At 63.8% G+C, this 23,091-nt stretch carries 15 protein-coding genes, 1 tRNA gene and 1 pseudogene; 5 read left to right on the top strand and 12 right to left on the bottom strand.

Annotated features, from left to right (window positions below):
- Positions 1-155 precede the first annotated feature (155 nt).
- From pyrF to AC1A0G_RS01615, 10 genes and pseudogenes are all read right to left on the bottom strand, one after another.
- Positions 156-1,055 (bottom strand): annotated as a pseudogene (pyrF, locus tag AC1A0G_RS01660) (orotidine-5'-phosphate decarboxylase); the annotation flags it as partial.
- Positions 1,052-4,438, bottom strand: coding sequence for a carbamoyl-phosphate synthase large subunit (carB, locus tag AC1A0G_RS01655; protein ID WP_476527006.1), 3,387 nt, complete (start codon positions 4,436-4,438; stop codon positions 1,052-1,054). The gene carB and the pseudogene pyrF, both read right to left, overlap by 4 nt.
- Entirely contained in the window at positions 4,431-5,648 is a 1,218-nt protein-coding gene (gene carA, locus AC1A0G_RS01650) for a glutamine-hydrolyzing carbamoyl-phosphate synthase small subunit (protein ID WP_476527005.1), read from the bottom strand. Before carA ends, carB begins: the two co-directional genes overlap by 8 nt.
- Before the next feature lie 93 nt (positions 5,649-5,741).
- Positions 5,742-6,257 (bottom strand): transcription antitermination factor NusB, encoded by a 516-nt coding sequence (nusB, locus tag AC1A0G_RS01645; RefSeq protein WP_476527004.1) that lies wholly within the window; start codon positions 6,255-6,257, stop codon positions 5,742-5,744.
- A gap of 56 nt (positions 6,258-6,313) precedes the next feature.
- Positions 6,314-6,880 (bottom strand): elongation factor P, encoded by a 567-nt coding sequence (efp, locus tag AC1A0G_RS01640; RefSeq protein ID WP_214375137.1) that lies wholly within the window; start codon positions 6,878-6,880, stop codon positions 6,314-6,316.
- Positions 6,881-7,066: 186 nt separating this feature from the next.
- On the bottom strand, positions 7,067-8,266 hold the full coding sequence (tuf, locus tag AC1A0G_RS01635) for an elongation factor Tu (protein WP_214375136.1): 1,200 nt from the start codon (positions 8,264-8,266) through the stop codon (positions 7,067-7,069).
- A 176-nt stretch (positions 8,267-8,442) separates the two neighbouring features.
- Entirely contained in the window at positions 8,443-10,572 is a 2,130-nt protein-coding gene (fusA, locus tag AC1A0G_RS01630) for an elongation factor G (protein ID WP_476527003.1), read from the bottom strand.
- A gap of 30 nt (positions 10,573-10,602) precedes the next feature.
- On the bottom strand, positions 10,603-11,073 hold the full coding sequence (gene rpsG / locus AC1A0G_RS01625; protein WP_006294989.1) for a 30S ribosomal protein S7: 471 nt from the start codon (positions 11,071-11,073) through the stop codon (positions 10,603-10,605).
- 5 nt (positions 11,074-11,078) lie between these two features.
- Positions 11,079-11,450, bottom strand: a complete 372-nt coding sequence (gene rpsL / locus AC1A0G_RS01620; RefSeq protein WP_003825774.1) for a 30S ribosomal protein S12 — start codon at positions 11,448-11,450, stop codon at positions 11,079-11,081.
- A gap of 326 nt (positions 11,451-11,776) precedes the next feature.
- A tRNA-His gene (locus AC1A0G_RS01615) sits at positions 11,777-11,852 on the bottom strand.
- 666 nt (positions 11,853-12,518) lie between these two features.
- Here AC1A0G_RS01615 and AC1A0G_RS01610 point away from each other — a divergent pair.
- Positions 12,519-13,556: a threonine aldolase family protein gene (locus AC1A0G_RS01610; protein WP_476527001.1), complete on the top strand. Its 1,038-nt coding sequence runs from the start codon at positions 12,519-12,521 to the stop codon at positions 13,554-13,556.
- A gap of 259 nt (positions 13,557-13,815) precedes the next feature.
- Here the strand turns inward: AC1A0G_RS01610 and AC1A0G_RS01605 are convergent, their stop codons facing one another.
- Positions 13,816-15,006 (bottom strand): glycosyltransferase, encoded by a 1,191-nt coding sequence (locus AC1A0G_RS01605; protein WP_476526999.1) that lies wholly within the window; start codon positions 15,004-15,006, stop codon positions 13,816-13,818.
- Between the two features lie 97 nt (positions 15,007-15,103).
- On the opposite strand from AC1A0G_RS01605, the gene purT reads away from it, so the two are divergent.
- The 4 genes from purT (at position 15,104) to AC1A0G_RS01585 (ending at position 21,974) form a co-directional block, all read left to right on the top strand.
- A complete protein-coding gene (gene purT, locus AC1A0G_RS01600; protein ID WP_476527123.1) occupies positions 15,104-16,402 on the top strand; it encodes a formate-dependent phosphoribosylglycinamide formyltransferase in 1,299 nt (432 codons plus the stop codon).
- A 381-nt stretch (positions 16,403-16,783) separates the two neighbouring features.
- Entirely contained in the window at positions 16,784-17,239 is a 456-nt protein-coding gene (locus AC1A0G_RS01595) for a hypothetical protein (protein ID WP_476526998.1), read from the top strand.
- Positions 17,240-17,394: 155 nt separating this feature from the next.
- Positions 17,395-18,144, top strand: a complete 750-nt coding sequence (gene purC, locus AC1A0G_RS01590; RefSeq protein WP_476526996.1) for a phosphoribosylaminoimidazolesuccinocarboxamide synthase — start codon at positions 17,395-17,397, stop codon at positions 18,142-18,144.
- 89 nt (positions 18,145-18,233) lie between these two features.
- On the top strand, positions 18,234-21,974 hold the full coding sequence (locus tag AC1A0G_RS01585) for a phosphoribosylformylglycinamidine synthase (RefSeq protein ID WP_476526995.1): 3,741 nt from the start codon (positions 18,234-18,236) through the stop codon (positions 21,972-21,974).
- 220 nt (positions 21,975-22,194) lie between these two features.
- On the opposite strand, the gene AC1A0G_RS01580 is transcribed toward AC1A0G_RS01585, so the two are convergent.
- A complete protein-coding gene (locus AC1A0G_RS01580) occupies positions 22,195-23,082 on the bottom strand; it encodes a metal ABC transporter solute-binding protein, Zn/Mn family (RefSeq protein ID WP_476526993.1) in 888 nt (295 codons plus the stop codon).
- Positions 23,083-23,091 lie beyond the last annotated feature (9 nt).

The raw sequence follows: 23,091 nt of genomic DNA, 5'->3' as shown, positions 1-23,091 counted from the left end.
TCATCCTTGGTCGTGTCGGCATCGGCGGAAGCGGACTGTGCGGTCTTCTCGGCCGGCGCCGCACCGGTCGTCTGCTGCGGCGTGTCCACTTCGGCGGAGGCGGAATCGTCGGTATTCTGCATCATCGGCGTGCGATCGCTCTTACGCTTGTCTTCGGTCGCTTCCAGCAAGGCCTGACGCACGTCGATGGAGATCGCGTCGGTCGCTTCGGCCAACGCCTGGATGTCCGGGCCGTGGGAGGCGATGAAACGGGACACGGTCACGAGCACGTTGCCGCTGGTGCCCTTGAACACCGAACGCAGGTCCTTGGCTTCCGCGCCCTGCCAGCCGTAGCCGGGAGACAGGATCGGGCCGGTGAACTGCGTCGGGTCGATGCCGCTGTCGTCGATCCACTGGCCGATGGTCGCGCCGATGATCAGGCCGACCGAACCCATGCCGTTGATGCCGGCGTTGAACTTCTGCACGGTGCTGGCCACGCCGAAGGCGACGGTCTTGCCTTTGTAGTCGCCGCGCTGGCGGATGGCGGTCTGCAGGCTCGCGCCCTCCTCGTTGGAGGTCAGCGAGGCGACGAACACGCCGCGTCCGTTGTTGAGCGCGTCGTTGATCACGCCGGACAGCGATCGTGCGCCGTAGTACGGCAGCAGGGTGATCGCGTCGGCGAGCAGTGGTGCGCCGGGCTTGAAGTAGGCGTCGGAGATCGCCGAGATCGTCGTGGCGAGGCCGCCGTGCAGGCAGTCGACGATGGTGATGATGCCCATCTGGCGTGCCGCGTACAGCACGCGTTCAAGCGCGGCGATGCCTTTGGAACCGTAGCGCTCGAACATCGAGGACTGGAATTTGACGGCGGCGGCGCGGCCGGACGCGGCCTGCAGCATGCGCATGGCATACAGTTCCGCGCCCTCCGCATCGACGTTATAGCCCCAGTCAGTGAGGAGCTTGCGATGCGGATCGATTCCTACGCACAACGGGCCGTACTTGGCCATCGAATTGCTCAGGCGCAGACCGAAATCCGAGCGCTGGGCTTGTTGCTCTTCACTGCTGAGGCTATTGGTCATTTGTTGTCCCGACCTTCCATTTCGAACAACTGCTGCGAATGTTCCTGGATGCTCATGATCTGGTAGTCGTTCTTCTTGACGGCTTCGATGGCCATGAGCACGGCTTGGAATTCGGTCATCGTCGTGAACTGCGGGATGTCGGCCGCGATGGCCGCGGCGCGGATGGAGTATCCGTCGGAGCGCGAGCCGCGCGAGTTCGGCGTGTTGAGGATCAGGTCGATGTCGCCGTCCTCGATGAGTTCCACGACGTTCTTGCCGATGCTGCCTTCCGCATGCTTGACGATGACCGGCGCGTCCGGATCGGTGTCCATACGCGTGTTGATCTTGTCGACGATCTTCGAGTCGATGCCGTAGCGGCGCAGCACGGACGCGGTGCCTTCGGTCGCCCAGATCGTGAATCCGAGTTCGGTCAGACGCACGGCGACCATCGGCAGCTGGCGCTTGTCGGTGTCGTTCACGGAGATGAACACGTTGCCGCCGGTCGGCAGTCCGCCTTCGTAGGCGGCGAGCTGGCTCTTGGCGAACGCGTGCGGGAAGTCGCGGTCGAAGCCCATGACCTCGCCGGTCGAACGCATCTCGGGTCCGAGCAGCACGTCGACGGTCTTGCCGACCGGCGTGCGGAAGCGCTTGAACGGCAGCACGGACTCCTTGACGGCGACCTGCTGGCCGCGGTGCATCACGCCGCCGTCGCCCTTGGGCAGCAGCAGGCCGTTGGCACGCTGGTCGGCCACACTCTCGCCGGCCATGATGCGCGCGGCGGCCTTGGCCAGCGCCACGCCGGTCGCCTTGGACGCGAACGGCACGGTGCGCGAGGCACGCGGGTTGGCTTCGATGACGTACAGCGTGTTCGCCATGAAGGCGTACTGCACGTTGATCAGGCCCTTGACGCCGCAGCCCTTGGCGATGGCGTAGGTGCCCTCCCTGAGGCGACGGATCTGGTCGTCCGACAGGGTCGACGGGGGCAGGGTGCAGGCCGCGTCGCCCGAGTGGACGCCGGCCTCCTCGATGTGCTCCATGATGCCGCCGATGTAGAGTTCCTCGCCGTCGAACAGCGCGTCGACGTCGATCTCGATGGCGTCCTGCAGGAACTTGTCGATGAGCAGCGGGGAGGGCAGACGGCCGGAGACGACGGTATCGGCCTTGGCCTCGTCGAGCGCACGGTTGACGTACTTGACGAGCTGTGCGTCGTCGTACACGATCTCCATGCCGCGGCCGCCGAGCACGTAGCTCGGGCGCACCAGCACCGGGTAGCCGATGTTGTGTGCGGCGTCGCGGGCCTCGTCGAGGCTGAGCGCGGTGCCGTAGCGCGGCGCGTTCATGTGCGCCTTCTTGAGCACCTCGCCGAACAGCTCGCGGTTCTCCGCAAGGTCGATGCTTTCCGGCGTGGTGCCGAGGATCGGCACGCCGGCGGCCTTGAGGCGGGCGGCGAGCGAGAGCGGCGTCTGGCCGCCGAGCTGGACGATCACACCCTTGACCGGGCCCATCTTCTTCTCGGCCTCGTAGATCTCGAGCACGTCCTCGAAGGTGAGCGGTTCGAAGTACAGGCGGTCGGACATGTCGTAATCGGTGGACACGGTCTCCGGGTTGCAGTTGACCATGATCGTGTCATAGTCCTTGCCGAGCTCCTGCACCGCGTGCACGCAGGTGTAGTCGAACTCGATGCCCTGGCCGATGCGGTTCGGGCCGGAGCCGAGGATGATCACGGCCTCGCGCTCGCGCGGGCGCAGTTCCGTCTCGTCGGCATAGCAGCTGTAGTAGTACGGCGTGACCGCGTCGAACTCGGCGGCACAGGTGTCGACGGTCTTGTAGACCGGACGCAGGCCGTAGTTCCAGCGCAGCTCGCGCACCGTGTTCTCACCCTCGTCGCCGAGTCCGCGCAGGTGGGCGATCTGCAGGTCGGACAGGCCGGCCTTCTTCGCCTTCTTGAGCAGCTTCGGGGTCAGGGTCTCGGCGGCGCGCACTTCGAGCGCCATGTCGTTGATGAGCACGAACTGGCGGATGAACCACGGGTCGATCTTGGTCGAGTCGAAGATCTGCTGTTCGGTCGCGCCGCCCCACAGGGCGCGCTGGATCTGCAGGTAGCGGTGCTCGGTCGGGATCTTGATCGCTTCGAGCAGTTCGGCGACCTCGTCGGCGGAAGGCTTGTCGCCATCCCAGTTGAAGCCCATGTGTCGCTTGTCGATCGAGCGCATGGCCTTGCCGAGCGACTCCTGGAAGTTGCCGCCGAGGGCCATCGCCTCGCCGACGGACTTCATGGAGGTAGTGAGCCTCGGATCGGCGCCCGGGAACTTCTCGAACGCGAAGCGCGGCACCTTGGTCACGACGTAGTCGATGGTCGGCTCGAAGGAGGCCGGCGTGGACTGCGTGATGTCGTTGCGGATCTCGTCGAGCGTGTAGCCGAGGGCCAGCTTGGTCGCGATCTTGGCGATCGGGAAGCCGGTGGCCTTGGACGCGAGCGCGGACGAACGCGAGACGCGCGGGTTCATCTCGATGACGATGATGCGGCCGGTGTCGGGGTGCACGGCGAACTGAATGTTGCAGCCGCCGGTGTCGACGCCCACGCCGCGGATGATCGCGATGCCGATGTCGCGCAGCTTCTGGTATTCGCGGTCGGTGAGGGTGAACACCGGAGCGACGGTGATCGAGTCGCCGGTGTGCACGCCGACCGGGTCGACGTTTTCGATCGGGCAGACGACCACGACGTTGTCGTTGCGGTCGCGCATGAGCTCGAGCTCGAATTCCTTCCAGCCTTCGATGCCCTCTTCGATCAGGACCTCGTCGGTCGGCGAGTAGTGGATGCCAGCGCCGGCGATGCGGTGCAGCTCCTCCTCGTTGTGCGCGATGCCGGAGCCGAGGCCGCCCATCGTGAAGCTCGGGCGCACGACCAGCGGGTAACCGAGCTCCTCGGCGATGCGGTCGCATTCGCGCAGCGTGTGCGCGATGCGCGAGCGTGCCGACTCGGCGCCGGCCTCCTCAACGACCTTCTTGAACAGTTCGCGGTCCTCGCCGCGGTCGATGGCTTCGAGCGAGGCGCCGATCAGCTCGACGTTGTACTTCTTGAGCACGCCGGCCTCGCCGAGCGCCATCGCGGCGTTGAGCGCGGTCTGGCCGCCGAGGGTCGGCAGCAGCGCGTCGGGGCGTTCCTTGGCGATGATCTGCTCGAGGATCGGGGTCGCGATCGGCTCGATGTAGGTGGCGTCCGCCATCTCCGGGTCGGTCATGATGGTGGCCGGGTTGGAGTTGACCAGGATGACGCGAATGCCTTCCTCACGCAGCACGCGGCATGCCTGGGTGCCGGAATAGTCGAACTCGGCGGCCTGTCCGATCACGATCGGGCCGGAGCCGATGACCATCACCGACTTGATGTCCGTACGCTTAGGCATTGCGCTTTTCCTCCTTGGTCGTCTTCATCAGGTCAACGAAACGGTCGAACAGATATGCGGCGTCGTGCGGGCCGGCGGCCGCTTCGGGGTGGTACTGCACGGAGAATGCGGGGATGTCCACGCACTGCAGGCCTTCGACCACGTCGTCGTTGAGGTCGATGTGCGAGACGAACACCTTGCCGTACTTGCCGTTGCCGTACGGGGCGTCCACCGGGTCGCCGATCGGGGCGTCCACGGCGAAACCGTGGTTGTGCGCGGTGACCTCCACCTTGCCGGTGGTCAGGTCTTTGACCGGCTGGTTGATGCCTCGGTGGCCGAACTTGAGCTTGTAGGTGCCGAAGCCGAGCGCGCGGCCGAGCAACTGGTTGCCGAAGCAGATGCCGAAGAACGGGTAGCCGGCGTCGAGCACCTTGCGCAGCAGCTCGACCTCCGGGTCGGCCTGCTCCGGGTCGCCCGGGCCGTTGGAGAAGAACACGCCGTCCGGGTTGAGGTTTTCGATTTCCTCGAAGGTGACGGTGGACGGCACGACATGCACGCGGCAGCCGCGCTCGGCCATGCGGTGCGGGGTCATGGCCTTGATGCCGAGGTCGACGGCCGCGACGGTGAACAGCGGCTCCTTGCCTTCGAACTCGCCGCACGGCTCGATGGTGTACGTTTCCTTGGTGCTGACCTCGTCGTACAGGCTCAGGCCCTTCATCTGCGGGGTGGCCTTGACCTCGTCAAGCATGGATTCGACGGAACGCGGCTTGCCGGACTCGTCCAGCAGCGCATCTCCGGAGAAGATCGCTGCGCGCATCACGCCCGCGGAGCGCAGGTGGCGCACGAGCTTGCGCGTGTCGATGCCGCTCAGGCCTACGATGCCCTCGCGCTTGAGATCATCGTCCAGCGAGCCGGTGGCGCGCCAGTTGCTCACGTTCGGGCTGGGATCACGCACAACGTAGCCGGCAACCCAGATGCGCGAGGATTCGGGGTCCTCCTGGTTGATTCCGGTGTCGCCGATGTGCGGGAACGTCTGCACGACGATCTGACGGTCGTAGCTTGGGTCGGTCAGCGTCTCCTGGTAACCGGTCATGCCGGTTGCGAACACGAGCTCGCCGTGGGTAGTCCCAAGCGCACCGTAAGGCTCCCCCACATACACTTGTCCGTCCTCAAGAACAAGAACGGCTTCATCAGGGGAAAAACTCACGGCTTCGGAATCAATCTGGTTCACCAAAACCCCCTCAATATCTCGGGTCAACTGTCTTTCACGATAGCGGCCGGCGGGGACTCGTGGAACCCGCGCGAAGCCGCAAGTTGCACTGTTTTACTCGGACTCGCCGTCCGACTGGTCGCCGTGATCGGCAACGGTCTCGTCGGCGGTCGTATTCGACTGATCGTCGTCCTTGGACTGCTCGGACTGGGCGAGATTCGCGATCACCGTATCCTTGTCGGTGCAGATCGCGCTCAGCAGACCGTGAATGAAGGCCGGCGAATCGTCGTCGCACAGGGTCTTCGCCAGACCCAGCGCCTCGTCGATGGCGACTTTGTCGGGAACCTCGTCGTTGAACAGGATCTCCCAGACGGCAATGCGCAGAATGTTGCGGTCGACGACCGGCATACGCCAGACCTTCCAGCCGGTGGAATGGTCATTGAGCGTACGGTCGATGCCGCGACGATGCTCAGCGACGCCGCGCACGATGTCGACGGCGTAATCGGGAAGCGGGGTCTGCGCGCCCGGCTCGGCGATGCGCTCAGCAAGAAGGGACAGGATGTCCTGTCCCTTCTCATCCGCTTCGTACAACGTATTCAGAGCCCTCTTACGGGCGGTGGAACGTGCCATGAAGCTCTCTATTCCTTTGATCGTATCGAATCAGACCGAAGAAACGACGATCCGAATCAGCCGTTCTCGCGACCGAGGTAGGAACCGTCGCGGGTGTCGACCTTGACCTTCTCGCCCTCGTTGATGAACAGCGGGACCTGGATCTCGGCGCCGGTCTCGACGGTGGCCGGCTTGGTGCCGGCGTTGGAGCGGTTGCCCTGCAGGCCCGGCTCGGTGTGGGTGATGGTCAGGATCACGGAGGCCGGCAGTTCGACGGACAGCGGGGTGCCGTCGTGGAAGGACACGATGCAGTCGGTGCCTTCGAGCAGGTACTTGGCCTGGTCGCCGACCAGCGACTTCGGGATGTAGATCTGGTCGTAGGTGGTCATGTCCATGAAGACGAAGTTCTCGCCGTCCTCGTAGGAGTACTGCAGGTTGCGGTTGTCGACGGTCTCGAACTCCATCTTCATGCCCGCGTTGAAGGTCTTGTCGACGATCTTGCCGGAGAGCACGTTCTTGATGGTGGTGCGCACGAAGGCGGGGCCCTTGCCCGGCTTGACGTGCTGGAACTTGGTGACGGTCCACAGCTGGCCGTCGAGGTTCAGAACGGAACCATTCTTGATGTCATTGGTAGTCTGTGCCACAGTTACTCACCTATTCGTTTGATTGAATGTGCGTGAAGCTGAAAATTAGCCTTGGCTATTATGCCATACCGCCTATACAGGCGTTTCCGCTTCGCTCCCAATATAAGGAAACCCCCTGAACCGGTTGGGGTTCAGGGGGTTTCCTAGAACGCTAGTTCAAGCGTGTCATGATCTTTGCTGATGAAATCAGGCGAGGATCTTGGTGACACGGCCCGAGCCGACGGTGTGGCCACCCTCACGCACAGCGAAGGTCAGGCCCTCCTCCATAGCGATCGGCTGGATCAGCTCGACGGTGAAGGTCGCGTGATCGCCCGGCTGGACCATCTCGACGCCTTCCGGCAGCTCGATGACGCCGGTGACGTCGGTGGTGCGGAAGTAGAACTGCGGACGGTAGTTGGAGAAGAACGGCGAGTGACGGCCGCCCTCGTCCTTGGTCAGCACGTAGACTTCGCCCTCGAACTTGGTGTGCGGGGTGACGGAGCCCGGCTTGGCCACAACCTGGCCACGCTCAACATCGGTACGGTTGATGCCGCGGAGCAGCAGACCGGTGTTGTCGCCAGCCTCGCAGGCGTCCATGGTCTTGTGGAACGTCTCGATGGAGGTGACGGTGGTGGTCTGGGTCGGACGGATGCCGACGATCTCGACCGGGGTGTTGACGGCCAGCTGGCCACGCTCAACACGGCCGGTGACGACGGTACCACGACCGGAGATGGTGAAGACGTCCTCGATCGGCATCAGGAACGGCTTGTCGAGGTCGTGGACCGGGGTCGGGATGTACTCGTCGACGGCGTCCATGAGCTTCTTGATCTGCTCAACCCACTTCTCGTGGTCCGGAGCGTCATCGTGCAGAGCGCCGTAGGCGGACACACGGATGACCGGGCAGTCACGATCGAAGCCGTTCTCGTCGAGGAGGTCACGGACCTCTTCCTCAACGAGCTCGATGAGCTCCTCGTCCTCGACCATATCGCACTTGTTCAGGGCGACCAGGATCTTCGGGACGCCGACCTGACGGGCGAGCAGCACGTGCTCGCGGGTCTGGGCCATCGGGCCGTCGGTGGCGGCCACAACGAGGATGGCGCCATCCATCTGGGCAGCGCCGGTGATCATGTTCTTCACGAAGTCGGCGTGGCCCGGGCAGTCCACGTGAGCGTAGTGACGCTTCGCGGTCTGGTACTCGATGTGGGCGATGTTGATGGTGATACCACGCTGCTGCTCTTCCGGAGCGGCGTCGATCTGGTTGAAGTCGTACTCCGGGTTGAGATCCGGGTACTCCTCGTGCAGGACCTTGGAGATGGCCGCGGTCAGGGTCGTCTTGCCGTGATCGACGTGGCCGATGGTACCAATGTTAACGTGCGGCTTAGTACGCTCGTACTTTTCCTTTGCCATTACTTTTGTCCTCCTGGACGTCTCGTGTAGGACTCCCCCAAGCTCGTGGCCCGGGGCACTCGCTACAGTTTACTGGGTTTCTGGGTTATGTGCCACTTTGGAGCCAGAACCCAGTCAGCGCTACACGATATTAGCGCTGACTGGAGACACTAGCACGCCAAAGCGCACAGCGCGTGTCACTCGCCGCGCTGGGCCTTGATGATCTCGTCCGAGACCGACTTCGGGACCTCGGCGTAGGAGTCCATCTGCATGGTGAACATGGCGCGGCCCTGGGTCTTGGAACGCAGGTCGCCGATGTAGCCGAACATCTCGGACAGCGGGACCTTGGCGTCGATAACCTTGACGCCGGTGGCGTCGGTCATGGACTGGATGTTGCCACGACGCTGGTTCAGATCGCCGATGACATCGCCCATGTACTCTTCCGGCGTACGGACTTCCACGGCCATGATCGGCTCGAGGATGACCGGCTTCGCCTTCGGGGCAGCTTCCTTGAACGCCATGGAACCGGCGATCTTGAAGGCCATTTCCGAGGAATCGACCGGGTGCATCTGGCCGTCGTACACGGTGGCCTTGACGCCCACGACCGGGAAGCCGGCGAGCACACCGGACTCCATGGCTTCCTTGACACCGGCCTCGATGGGTCCGATGAACTCGGCGGAGATGTGGCCGCCGGTGACCTCGTTGACGAACTCGAACGTCTCGCCGGCCTCGGTGTCGAGCGGCTCGAAGTTCATGAACACCTTCGCGAACTGGCCGGAACCACCGGTCTGCTTCTTGTGGGTGTACACTTCGTTCATCACGGCCTTGCGGATGGTCTCGCGGTACGCGACCTGCGGCTTGCCGACGTTGCACTCGACCTTGAACTCGCGGCGCATACGGTCGACGATGATGTCGAGCTGGAGCTCGCCCATACCCGCGATAAGGGTCTGGCCGGACTCTTCGTCGGTGGTGACCTGGAAGGTCGGGTCCTCGTCGGAGAGCTTCGCGAGGGCGATGCCCATCTTCTCCTGGTCGGCCTTGGTCTTCGGCTCCACGGCCACCTGGATGACCGGGTCCGGGAAGGTCATGGACTCGAGGGAGATCGGGGCGGACTCGGCGCACAGGGTGTCACCGGTGGACACGTTCTTCAGACCGACGAACGTGTAGATGTTGCCGGCTTCGGCGGCGTCGACCGGGTTCTCCTTGTCGGCGTGCATCTGGAAGATCTTGCCGATGCGCTCCTTCTTGCCCTTGGTCGAGTCGAGCACGTTGTCGCCCGGCTTGACGGAGCCGGAGTAGACGCGCACGAACACGAGCTTGCCGTAGAACGGGTGCGTGGAGATCTTGAAGACGAGGGCCGCGAACGGATCGGAGGTCAGCGGCTTGCGGTCGATCTCGACGGACTCGTCGCCCGGCTTGAAGCCCTTGATGGACGGCACGTCCTCCGGGGAGGGCAGGTAGTCCACGACGGCGTCCAGCATCGGCTGCACACCCTTGTCCTTGAACGCGGAACCGCACAGGACCGGGTAGGCGCGACGCTCGATGGTGAGCTGGCGGATGCCCGCACGGATCTCCTCTTCGGTCAGCTCGCCGGCCTCGAGGTACTTCTCGGTCAGCTCGTCGCTGGCCTCGGCCACGTCGTCGAGCAGCTGGGCGCGGTACTCCTCGGCCTTGTCCTGCAGATCGGCCGGGATGTCGACGGTGTCGTAGTGAGCACCCTGATCGGTGGAGACGTCGTTCCACACGTAGGCCTTCATGCGGATCAGGTCGACGACGCCGGCGAAGTCGTTCTCAGCGCCGATCGGCAGCTGGACGACGAGCGGCTTGGCGCCGAGCTTGTCCTTGATGGTCTGCACGGAGAAGTAGAAGTCAGCACCGAGCTTGTCCATCTTGTTGATGAAGCAGATGCGCGGGACGCCGTACTTGTCGGCCTGACGCCACACGGTCTCGGACTGCGGCTCCACGCCTTCCTTGCCGTCGAAGACGGCGACGGCACCATCGAGGACGCGCAGGGAGCGCTCCACCTCGGCCGTGAAGTCCACGTGGCCCGGGGTATCGATGATGTTGATCTGGAACTTGTCCTTGGTGTCGTGCGTCTGGCGGTTCCAGAAGCAGGTGGTGGCGGCGGACTGGATGGTGATGCCGCGCTCCTGCTCCTGAGCCATGAAGTCCATCGTCGAGGCGCCGTCGTGGGTCTCACCGATCTTGTAGTTCTTGCCGGTGTAGAAGAGGATGCGCTCGGTGGTGGTGGTCTTACCGGCATCGATGTGAGCCATGATGCCGATGTTGCGGATCATGTGCAGATCCGAAAGCACGTCAAGTGCCATTGCTTTTCCTTAGCTCTCGTTTGGAAGAAATTACCAGCGGTAGTGAGCGAAGGCCTTGTTGGCCTCTGCCATCTTATGAGTATCCTCGCGGCGCTTGACAGAAGCACCGAGGCCGTTGGAGGCGTCGAGGATCTCGTTGGCGAGACGCTCGGCCATGGTCTTCTCACGACGGGCGCGGGAGAAGTCGGTCAGCCAGCGCAGCGACAGGGTGTTGGCGCGGTTCGGCTTGACCTCGACCGGGACCTGGTAGGTGGCGCCACCGACACGGCGGGAACGCACCTCGAGGGACGGGCGGATGTTGTCCAGCGCGCGCTTGAGGACGGCGACCGGCTCCTGGTCGGTCTTCTCCTTCACCATATCGAGCGCGGAGTAGACGATGTCCTCGGCGATCGACTTCTTGCCGTCGAGCAGGATCTTGTTGATGAGCTGGGCCACGACGGTCGAGCCGTAGATCGGATCGGGCAGCAGCTGGTGCTTCTTAGCGGGTCCTTTACGTGACATATCTCTTACTTCGCCTTCTTTGCTCCGTACAGGGAACGACCCTGCTTGCGGTCCTTGACACCCTGGGTATCGAGCGCGCCACGCACGATGTGGTAACGCACACCCGGCAGATCCTTCACACGGCCGCCGCGCACGAGCACGATGGAGTGCTCCTGCAGGTTGTGGCCCTCGCCCGGGATGTAGGCGGTGACTTCGATGCCCGAGGACAGGCGCACACGGGCGACCTTACGCAGAGCCGAGTTCGGCTTCTTCGGGGTGGTGGTGTAGACACGGGTGCACACGCCGCGACGCAGCGGGCTGCCCTTGAGCGCCAAAGTCTTCGACTTCTTCGGCTTCGGCGAACGTCCCTTGCGGACGAGCTGTTCAATAGTAGGCAACTTGAATTCTCCGATTCAGTGGTTTCTTTGTCTTCGTGCAGCCGCCGCACTGCGCCCACACTTTGCCCACTGATCGACAGATCGGTCAAAGATAGCCACAGTCCACCGGCCCGATGGCCCGATCCTCTTTCACAGTCCGCATTACTGCGCGCGATCCATTCGATTCACGGGATATCCCAACCCACACGCCTGTTACATAAGGCATGCCGTTGGCACACACGAATTACTATGATACGCCACCACCGGACAAACGACACGCTGTCACGCCACGGTCGTCAGCGAGACTCCGAAACGCAAAAACCCGGAACTTTCGTTCCGGGTTTTGATGGGGTGGATAACGCGGCTCGAACGCGCGACCTTCTGAACCACAATCAGATGCTCTACCAACTGAGCTATATCCACCATGTGGCTGTCTCCAGCGGACTGGAACCAGACAACAGGTGAACACTATACACGGATTCTCGAACTACGCCAATTCGGCGTGTCGCGCCACGTAGTTGCCATGCCAATGTTCGCTTTCCTATATGAATACCGGGCAACATGTTCGATATTGTGAAGTTTCTTGGCATGCTTCAAACACTTGGAAACATTGACGTCTTGATTTCTTAAACCCGTGTGTCATGTGCACATAATGGAGTATACTGACACATGAAGGCCGGAGTTGCGAGCCAGCCGGGAATCCTGCAGGCTGCAACGAAGCGCCGCGGTTGTGAGAACCATGCGCAACGCCTTCAGAACAGAACATAAAGAAAGCGGCAAGGAAGTACGGCGGAAGCCGGGCCGCAGAACCCCATTGTCAGTTTGAGAACATTGCAGTCCACGAACACGATGGTTCCGCGCAAGGCGGCGCGGAGAGAGACATAACAGAATAACCTCCTTTCGGCGTTGGGCCCGTACGGATATCCGTACGGGCCCAACGTTTTCCGGCGCCCAACCCGTCACTCGCATCTCATGTCGTCGGCATCCCCTCATTCAACGCCGCACGCCGGCGGTAGACTCGACTCCGTCACCACGTACCCGATCACGGCCGCACCATATGCATGCGCCGCATAAGCAAGGAGCCGATACATGCTGTCCTTCGAAAACGACTATTCCTGCGGGGCAACCCCCGAGATCCTCGACCGCCTCGCGTCCATCAACGCCACGCAGTTCCCCGGCTACGGCTCCGACCAACTGTGCGAGTCCGCCAAGAACAAGATCCGCGAAGCCTGCGCCGCGCCCGGCGCCGACGTATGGTTCCTCGTCGGCGGCACGCAGACCAATCAGACCGTCATCGATTCGATCACCCCGCAGTACGCGGGCGTCGTCGCGGCGGCCAGCGGCCATGTGAACGTCCACGAGGCCGGCGCGATCGAGGCGACCGGGCACAAGGTGCTCACGCTTCCCCACCACAATGGCAAGATCGACGCCGACGAACTCGACCGGTACTGCGCCACGTTCTACGCCGACGGCAACTACGAGCACATGGTCTTCCCCGGCTCCGTCTACATCTCACAGGCCACTGAATACGGCACGCTCTATACCAAGGCCGAACTCGAACGCCTCGCCGAGGTCGCGCACAAATACGACATGCCGCTGTTCGTGGACGGCGCGCGACTCGGCTACGCGCTGACCGCCACCGGCAACGACGCGACGCTTGAGGACCTCGCCCGCATCGCCGACGTGTTCTATATCGGCGGCACCAAGGTGGGCGCGCTGTTCGGCGAGGCGGTCGTGTTCACGCATCACGGCAAGTTCAGCGACACGCCGAAGCACTTCCTCACGCTCGTCAAGCAGCACGGCGCGCTGCTGGCCAAGGGCTGGCTGTTGGGAGCACAGTTCGACACGCTGTTCACCGATAACCTGTACTGCCGCATCGCCCGACGCGCGAACCAAGCCGCCGACCGCATCCGCGCCACTCTGCGCGAGAAGGGCTACACACTCACCTTCGATGCGCCGACGAACCAGATCTTCATCACCCTCGACGAGCCGACCCGGGCCCGGCTGGAGGCCGGCGTACGTCTCGGTTTCATGGAACAGGCCGACGAGTCGCATACGGTGATGCGCATCTGCACCGGCTGGGCCACCACCGACGAACAGGTCGAAGAGCTGCTCGCGCTGCTGTAGCCAGGAAGGTTTGACGATCGAGAGGCCGATTCGGCACATTGCAGAGGTCGGTTCGACGATCGAGAGGCAACTATCCGGTCAATTCGAACGCATCAGGCCATGTTATCCGCGCAATATCAAGGGATTGCCTGGCATTTACGCCGACTGGTCACGGCAAACAGCCTCTCAATCGTGCAACCGACCCGTACAGGAGCCGACATCAACCTCTCAATCGTCAAACCCACTTGCCGTCCAGTCGGTTCAGCATCGAACAAGGCAATCAGGCGTCCGCGATCGCCTCGCGTTCCATGTCCACGAACTTCGTCACGGACACCTCCACCGAGTAATGCTCCTTCGTATGCTCGGCATACCGCGCGCCCCATTCGGCAAGTTCCGTAGGATGGTCGATCCACCAGTCGATGCGCTGCGCAAGCGCCGCCACGTCGCGCGCCGGGAACAGCGACTCGTCCAACAGCGCAAACTGGCCGGCCGCGCTCAGCTCGGACGAGGCGATCACCGGCACCAGCCCCGAGGCCATGCCCTCGATCACACTCAGCGATTCGATGTCCACGATCGAGGGATGGACGAACAAGTCGCATGAGCGCAGCAACGCCGGCATCTCGTCGTTCTTATGGAATCCGATCGAAGCCGGACGATGCAGCAGCATCGCCGCACGGAACCGCAGGTAGCGCTGCAATGGTCCGGTGCCGCAGATCGTCAGCTCGATGTTCTTGGCGTGGCGGCACCGCGCGATCGCCTTGATGAGCGTGATGTGATCCTTCTCGTGCGTGAGCCGTCCGGACGCGACGATGCGGAACGGAACCGGCGCAGGTTCTCCGGCGGCACGCTGGCGTTTCGGCGTGAACCGGGCTGTGTAGCCGTTCGAGATCACATGCAGCTTGGCCTTGTAACCGTGCGCGCGCAACTGGCCGGCGATCATTTCGGTCGGCGCATGGATATGACCGATGCCGCCGTACAGCCACGCCTTGAACAGCCAGTACAGGAAATTCGAGATGCCCGGCACGTATTTGAGCGGTCCGGCGGAATAAGTGACGTTCTCCGGCTGCAGATGGAATCCCGCGGTGACCGGGATGCCCATCGCCCGCGCGGCACGGGCGGCGTGGCGGCCGAAGCGGAACGGCAGATAGATATGCACGACGTCGGCGCCGCGGAAGGCGGTGCGGAACAGGGTCTCGCTCGGCTCGGCAAACTGCATCTGCTGTTTGGCAGCGACCCACGAGACAAGCGGCACACGGCTCACCCTCGCTGGATACTCAGGCGCACCGATGCCCACAAGCCGCACGTGATGGCCCTGGCGTTCGAGCTCGTGCGCGTACTGCAGGGCCGAATTGGATGTGCCGTTGCCTTTGTTGCCGATCGTGTCCATGACGAGCACGATGGTTAGCGGTCGGTCGATGCCCGGCTGTTCCGTTTCGACGGCCTTGTCGTCGTCTTCCTGATGTTCACGCATTGCCCCATACTATCGCCGCCGCCGACCCGCCGCTGTGAGACCCGTGCGCGCGGAATGACGGACGGCGGTACATGGCACAATGAGTGGCATGAGTGATATGAACGTTTCCCCGGTTTCCGCATCCTCCCCCTCCCCCGCCTCGGCCGCGACGGCCGGCCGCACGCTCGGCACGCCGCTGGGCGCGCACCCGACGCGCGTGTTGTTCCTTGGCGCGGGCGAGCTGGGCAAGGAGGTCACGATCGAGCTGATGCGTCTCGGCGCATGGGTGTGCGCGGCCGATTCATACGCCGACGCCCCCGCGCAGCAGGTAGCGCACGAGTACCGCGTGCTCGATATGGCGAACGCCGACCAGTTGCGCGCGCTGTTCGACGAGGTCAGGCCGGACATCATCGTGCCCGAGGTCGAGGCGATCGCGACGGGCGAACTGGCCGCGGCGGCCGCACGTGGCATTCAGGTGGTGCCGAGCGCCGAGATCGCGGCGATCTGCATGGACCGCGAGCGCCTGCGCGTGATCGCACATGAGGAGCTGGGGTTGCCGACCACCCCGTACCGGTTTGCCGGTTCGCTCGAGGAGCTGCGCGCGGGTGCGGCCGAGGTCGGTTATCCGTGCGTGGTCAAGCCGATCATGAGCTCGTCCGGGCACGGCCAGTCGGTCGTGCGTTCGGCGGATGCGATCGACGCCGCGTGGACGGAGGCTCAGGAGGGCCGCCGCGCGTCCGGTGAGGGCGATGTGTCGCGTGTGATCGTGGAGGCGTTGGCGCCGTTGGATTATGAGCTGACGGTGCTGACGGTGAGCTCGTCGGCCGGCATCGTCACGTGTGCGCCGATCGGGCAGCGTCAGGAGTCGGGCGATTACCGAGAGTCGTGGCAGCCGGCGGCGACGGATGCCGACGTGCTGGAGACCGCTCAGTCGATCGCGCGTCGTGCGGTCGAGGGTCTGGTGGCGAAGGCCACGGCGAGTGGCGAACACGGCTGGGGCGTGTTCGGCGTGGAGTTGTTCGTGCTGACTGATGGCTCGGTGCTGTTCAATGAGGTGTCGCCGCGCCCGCATGATACGGGTATGGTGACGATGATCTCGCAGCGGCTGAGCGAGTTCGCGCTGCATGCGCGGGCGATTCTGGGTCTGCCGGTGACGGCCGGCCATGTGGCGTTGGCGATGCCGGCCGGCACGGTGGCGGCGAGCCATGCGATCGTCGTGGCGGGCGACGGCGAGGCGGAGTTCTCGAATGTGCCGGCCGCATTGGCCGAACCGGACACCGATCTGCGTATCTTCGCCAAGCCCGAGGTACACGGCCATCGCCGCATGGCGGTCGCGCTGGCTATCGGCTCGTCCGCGGACGACGCCCGTGCCAAGGCGGGCCGCGTGGCAGACACGCTCGACATCACGGTTCGCTAACCCTGCATGCCACTACAAGCCCGTGAGATCGTTTCTATCGACATGCGTTACGGCATTCGTCGGAACGGTTTCACGGGCTTTTCGCAAACTTTGAGGCAGAATTGTGTTTTCGTCGAAGTCTTTTCGCAAATCCTGAGGCAGGTGACCCGCAGAATTCGACCCGCGACACCCGAACTGACGGTCTTAGCGAGCACGGATGTCACGAGCGAATGCCTCAAGGTTCTGAGAAAGACTCCGACAGACCAGAAAATCTGCCTCAGGGTTTGCGCATTGCTCAAAGGATGTGTCATATCCGTCATGACATGGCACCGGCTCCGTGCCGAATCGGCACGATAATGGAATCGTCATCGCCATTCACGACGCGAAGGAGCGCTGATTGCCGTGATCGATATGAGAAGAACCGCAGCCATCGTTATCGTCGCCGCGTTGTTCGTGGGCGTTACGGCGTGCGGCACGGCGCAACAGCGGACCGCAGACGGCGATGTCGCGGCGAATTGCGCGGTCAGCTACGTCAGGACCTATGATTCGCCGCAGGATTATCTTGACGATGTCAAGCCCGACCTTGTTGCCGAGGCGACGCTCGGCGAGCCGGAACGTTCGCTGACGGGACGATCGGTCACGTTCACCGCGCATCTGCTGGATGTACGGGCCGGCGACGCGCATGCCGGCGATGAGGTGACGCTCGGCTTCGAGTGCGACTCGTTCGCCTCGTTCATGCCGGACGGCTACCGCACCGGAGATACGGTGATCGTGCTTGCCAATGGCGGCGAGCTGCGTCAGCCCGAAAGCGTATGGCCGTTCGACCGGCAGACCTATGACGCGCTGTCCGTGCGATAACCGGCAGCACGTCTCCGCCCACGGCGCCCGACGATGAATCGCACGCCGTGGGCAAGCGGCTGCCATGCCACTCCGAAACTCCTCGCTTGTAGCCCTTTATTGGTACCCTTTTACCGTTAGTTCACCCAGAAATTCCGCTGATTTGAAAGGCGATCATGGAGAAACTGGAAAAGCTCTACGAGGGCAAAGCCAAGCAGCTGTACGCAACCGACGACCCGGACATCCTGTGGGTCGAGTACAAGAACACCGCGACGGCCGGCGACGGCGAGAAGAAGGAGGACTTCACCGGCAAGGGCCGTCTGAACAACCTCATCACCACCATCATCTTCGACCTGCTCAAGGCCCGCGGCATCGACAGCCACCTCGTCAAGCGCGTGAACGACACCGCCCAGCTGGTGCGCAAGATGGACATGTTCCCGCTCGAGATCGTGCTGCGCAACACCGCCGCCGGCCACTTCTGCTCGCGCCTCGGCGTCGAGGAGGGCCTGCCGCTCAAGGAGCCAGTGCTCGAGTACTTCCTCAAGAACGACGATCTGCACGACCCGTTCGTGAACGACGACGACCTCGTGGCGCTCGGCGTGTGCACGCGCGAGGATCTCGCCGAGATCGCCCCGCTGGCCCGCAAGATCAACGAGGCCCTGATCGACATCTTCGCGAAGATCGACGTCAAGCTCGTCGACTTCAAGATCGAGATGGGCCGCGCCTCCGACGGCACGCTGCTGCTGGCCGACGAGATCACGCCGGACTCCTGCCGTCTGTGGGACCAGCGCGATCACTCCGGCAAGGTCGAGCACCTCGACAAGGACCTGTTCCGCCGCGGCCTCGGCTCGATCATCCCGGCCTACGAGGAGATCGAGAGCCGTCTGGCCGAGCTGGCCAAGTCCGAAGGCATCAACGTCGACTGACACCCGTTTTCTGGCTCCCCCTGCCATCAGAGGGAGCCGATTTTCGTTATATATGACGATTTCCAAGAGTTTTGCAAGAAAGGATTTCCATGGTTTTTCGCGTGTACGTGGAAAAGAAGCCCGGCTTTGACGTCGAGGCGCAGCAGCTCGCCGGCGAACTGCGCACGATCCTCGGCATGACCGGACTCAAGTCCGTGCGCATCGTGAACCGTTACGACGTGGAGGGCATCAGCGCCGAGCTGTTCGCCCAGGCCACGCCGACCGTGTTCAGCGAACCGCAGGTCGACAACGTCTCCAACGACCTGCCCGATTTCGGCGACGCGAAGGTGTTCGCCACCGAGTTCCTGCCCGGCCAGTTCGACCAGCGCGCCGATTCGGCGAGCGAGTGCATCCAGCTGATCTCGCAGGGCGAGCGCCCGACCGTCCGTTCCGCCAAGCTGTACGCCCTCGACGGCGAGCTGACCGACGCGGATGTGGACGCGATCAAGCATTACGTGATCAACCCGGTCGAGGCGCGCGAGGCGAGCCTCAAGACCAAGGAAACCCTGAAGACCGCCGTGCCGACCCCGGGCAAGGTCGAGGTCATCGCCGGCTTCAACGAGATGGACGCGGCCGCCGGCCAGCGGTTCATCGACGAGCGCGGACTTGCGATGGATCTGGCGGATCTCGAGTTCTGCCAGCGGTACTTTGCAGCCGAGAAGCGCGAGCCGACGATCACCGAGATCAAGGTCATCGACACGTACTGGTCCGACCACTGCCGTCACACGACGTTCGGAACCGAACTGGACGACGTGGTCATCGACGACGCGACCGTCAAGGCCGCATTCGAGCGCTATCTTGAGCTGCGTCACGAGCTGGGCCGCGACGGCAAGCCGGTGTGCCTGATGGACATGGGCACGATCGGCGCGAAGTGGCTCAAGAAGAACGGCATCCTCACTGGCCTCGACGAGTCCGAGGAGATCAACGCCTGCACCGTCAAGGTCAAGGTGGACGTGAACGGCCACGATGAGGACTGGCTGTTCCTGTTCAAGAACGAGACACACAACCATCCGACCGAGATCGAGCCGTTCGGCGGCGCGGCCACCTGCATCGGCGGCTGCATCCGCGATCCCCTGTCCGGCCGCTCCTACGTGTATCAGGCGATGCGCGTCACCGGCGCCGCCGATCCGACCGTGCCGGTCGCCGACACGCTGGAGGGCAAGCTGCCGCAGCGCAAGCTCGTGACCACCGCGGCCGCCGGCTACAGCTCGTACGGCAACCAGATCGGCCTTGCCACCGGCCAGGTCGACGAGATCTACCATCCGGGCTATGTGGCCAAGCGCATGGAGGTGGGCGCGGTCGTGGCCGCCACCCCGGCCGATCATGTGCGCCGCGAAACCCCGGCCCCGGGCGACAAGATCATCCTGCTCGGCGGCCGCACCGGCCGTGACGGCATCGGTGGCGCGACGGGCGCGTCCAAGGCGCACAACATCGAATCGCTCGAGCTGGACGGCGCCGAAGTGCAGAAGGGCAACGCGCCGGTCGAGCGCAAGCTACAGCGTCTGTTCCGTCGCGGCGACGCGTGCCGTCTGATCAAGCGCTGCAACGACTTCGGCGCGGGCGGCGTGTCCGTGGCGGTCGGCGAGCTGGCGGACGGCCTGTACGTCGATCTCAACACCGTGCCGAAGAAGTACGAGGGCCTTGACGGCACCGAACTGGCGATCTCCGAATCGCAGGAGCGCATGGCCGTGGACGTGGCCGCCGAGGATGTGGACGAGTTCCTCAAGTACGCCCGCGAGGAGAACCTCGAGGCGACGGTCATCGCGACCGTGACCGAGGACCCGCGCATGGTGATGATGTGGAACGGCGACGAGATCGTGAACCTCTCCCGCGAATTCCTCGCCTCCAACGGCGCGTCGAAGCATCAGGTCGTGCACGTCGAGGCGCAGCAGGCGTACGAGACGCCGGCCGCATGGCGTGAAGGCTCTCTCGCGGATCGTCTGCGCGCGGTCGTGACCGATCTCAACGTGGCGTCCAACAAGGGCCTGTCCGAACGTTTCGATTCGACGATCGGCGCGGGCACCGTGCTCATGCCGTTCGGCGGCCGCCGTCAGCTCACCCCGAACGAGGCGATGGTCGCCAAGTTCCCGGTGTTCGGCGAAACGACCACCGCGTCCGCGATGGCGTGGGGCTTCAACCCGTACATCATGAGCGCGAACCAGTTCACCGGCGCGTACCTGTCGGTGGTCGAGTCGCTCGCCAAGCTCGTGGCCGCCGGCTTCGAGCATGAGAAGGCGTACCTGAGCTTCCAGGAGTACTTCGAGAAGCTGCGCGACGAGCCGGAACGCTGGGGCAAGCCGACCGCCGCCGTGCTCGGCGCGCTCATGGCTCAGATCGATCTCGGCGCGGGCGCGATCGGCGGCAAGGATTCGATGTCCGGCACGTTCGAGCATCTCGACGTGCCGCCGACCCTGATCTCGTTCGCCGTGGCCGTGGGCAACATGAAGCGCGCCACGTCGCCGGAGTTCAAGGGCGCCGACCACCGCGTCGTGCGCATCGCGCCGCGTTATCTCGCGGACGGCATCACGCCGGACAAGGACGCGCTGCTCGAGGCGTTCTCGATCGTCGAGGAGCTGACCGACTTCCACGACGCGCTGGCCGTGTCCACGCCGGGTTACGGCGCGACGGCCGAGGCGTTGTTCAAGATGACGCTCGGCAACCGCATCGGCGTCGCGCTCAACGATTCGATCGCCGCGGACGACCTGTTCACGCCGGCGTACGGCTCGTTCATCGTCGAGCTTGCGGACGACGCGAAGCTGCCGGCCGCCTCCAACCTCGTCGAGATCGGCGAGATCGGCACGACGACCGCCGCGTACGAGTTCCGTGCGGCTGGCGAGACGCTTGATCTGGATGCGGTCCAGGAGGCGTGGGAGTCCGGCATCGAATCCGTGTTCCCGTACCGTTCCAAGGGTGCCGATAAGGGCGCGACCGTCGAGACGGTCACGTTCGAGACGCCGAAGAAGACCGTGTACGTGGGCGCTCCGGTCGCCAAGCCGCACGTCGTGATCCCGGTGTTCCCGGGCAACAACTGCGAGTACGATTCGGCCGCCGCGTTCGAACGCGCGGGGGCGGACGTGACGACGCTGATCGTGAACAACCTCACGCCGGCCGCCGTCGCCGAGTCGACGCAGGCGCTGGTCGAGGAGATCAACAAGAGCCAGATCGTGATGATTCCGGGCGGTTTCTCGGGCGGCGACGAGCCGGACGGTTCCGCGAAGTTCATCACCGCGTTCTTCCGCGCCCCGGCCGTCACCGAAGCCGTGCGCGATCTGCTCAAGAACCGCGACGGCCTGATGCTCGGCATCTGCAACGGCTTCCAGGCGCTCATCAAGCTGGGTCTGGTGCCGTACGGCGATATCGTGCCGATGACCGAGGAATGCCCGACGCTGACGTTCAACACGATCGGCCGCCACCAGAGCCGTCTCGTGCGCACGCGTGTCGCGTCGAACCTGTCCCCGTGGCTGGCGAAGACCTCCGTCGGCGACATTCACACGGTCGCGATCTCCCACGGCGAAGGCCGTTTCGTCGCCTCCGAGCCGGTGCTCGACCTGCTCAAGACCAACGGTCAGATCGCCACGCAGTACGTGGACGAGGCCGGCGTGCCCGGCATGGATCTCGACGTGAACCCGAACGGTTCGCTGCTCGCGATCGAAGGCATCACCAGCCCGGACGGCCGCGTGTTCGGCAAGATGGGTCACTCGGAGCGTTCCGGCAACGGCCTGTACGTGAACGTGCCCGGCAACAAGTACCAGCCGCTGTTCGAGGCCGGCGTCGAGTACTTCGCCGCATAAGGCAGGTTGCCTCCCCTGCCATGTCATTTCGGGCGAGGCGAGAGTCGGGAAATCTCTTCCGTCCAATGGCTCCGGAAGATTTCTCCGCTCGCTTCGCTCGGTCGAAATGACACCATGATACACCCGGCAGGCGGGCAGATAACGACGAATGGGCGGGGTATGTCAAGATCAAACTTGGCATACCCCGCCCATTCGTATGTATACGTGATATACGTGCCGTTTACGCCTTATCGAACTGGTCGACGAGCGCGGTCATCCAGTCGAGCAGGTCGTCGTATTCAGCCGGCATCTGTTCGGTCAGGTCGACCGTCGGCACCTTGGCGGACTTGGCCGCACCGGTGATCTGATCGGTGGTCGAGTTGGCCTCCTGCGTGTTGACGACGAGCATCTTGATCGAACCGTCCTTGAGCGCGTCCTGGAAATCCTTGATGTCGGCCGGGGTCGGCTCGCTTTCGTTGGCCGACGCCTGCGCGTAGCCGGTCGGCGTCTTGTCGCTCATGCCCAGATCGTCGGCGAGATACCATGCGACGGATTCGGTCGCGGCGTACGGCAGCCCCTTCGTGGCCGCGGAGGCGTCCTTGATCTTGGATTCGAGCGCATCCTCCCGCTCATGCCATGCCTTGTTGAGTTTCGCGTACTCGTCCTTGTGCGCGGGATCGGCCTGCTGGTAGGCAGCGGTGATCGCGTCGGCCGCCGCGTTGCGCACGGCCGAGGAGAACCACACGTGCGGGTTGTCGCCTTCCTTGATGCCGGCGGTGTCGGCCGCGTCGACCAGCGTCGCCTTGGTGGATTCGGCCGCCTTGGATGCCCAGTGGTCGTAGTCGGCGCCGTTGACGACCGCGACGTCGGCCTTGTTGAATGCGGCGACGTCCTTGCTGGTCGGTTCGTAGTCGTGCGCCTCGACGTTAGTCTTGGTCATGATGTTGGTCACGGTGACATGGTCGCCGCCGAGATCAGTCGCGACCGATCCCCACTGGTTGATCGACGCGACGACCGAGATCTTCCCATCATCGTCTGCCGTGGTCCCGTTCGCCGATCCGCAGGCCGCCAGTCCCGCCATCATCATCGCAGCCGTCGCCAGTACGGCGATCCTCTTCCATGCAGTCATACCGTATCG

The organism is Bifidobacterium sp. LH_230 (assembly GCF_056357555.1).
This window is presented reverse-complemented; position numbering and strand designations above follow the sequence as displayed.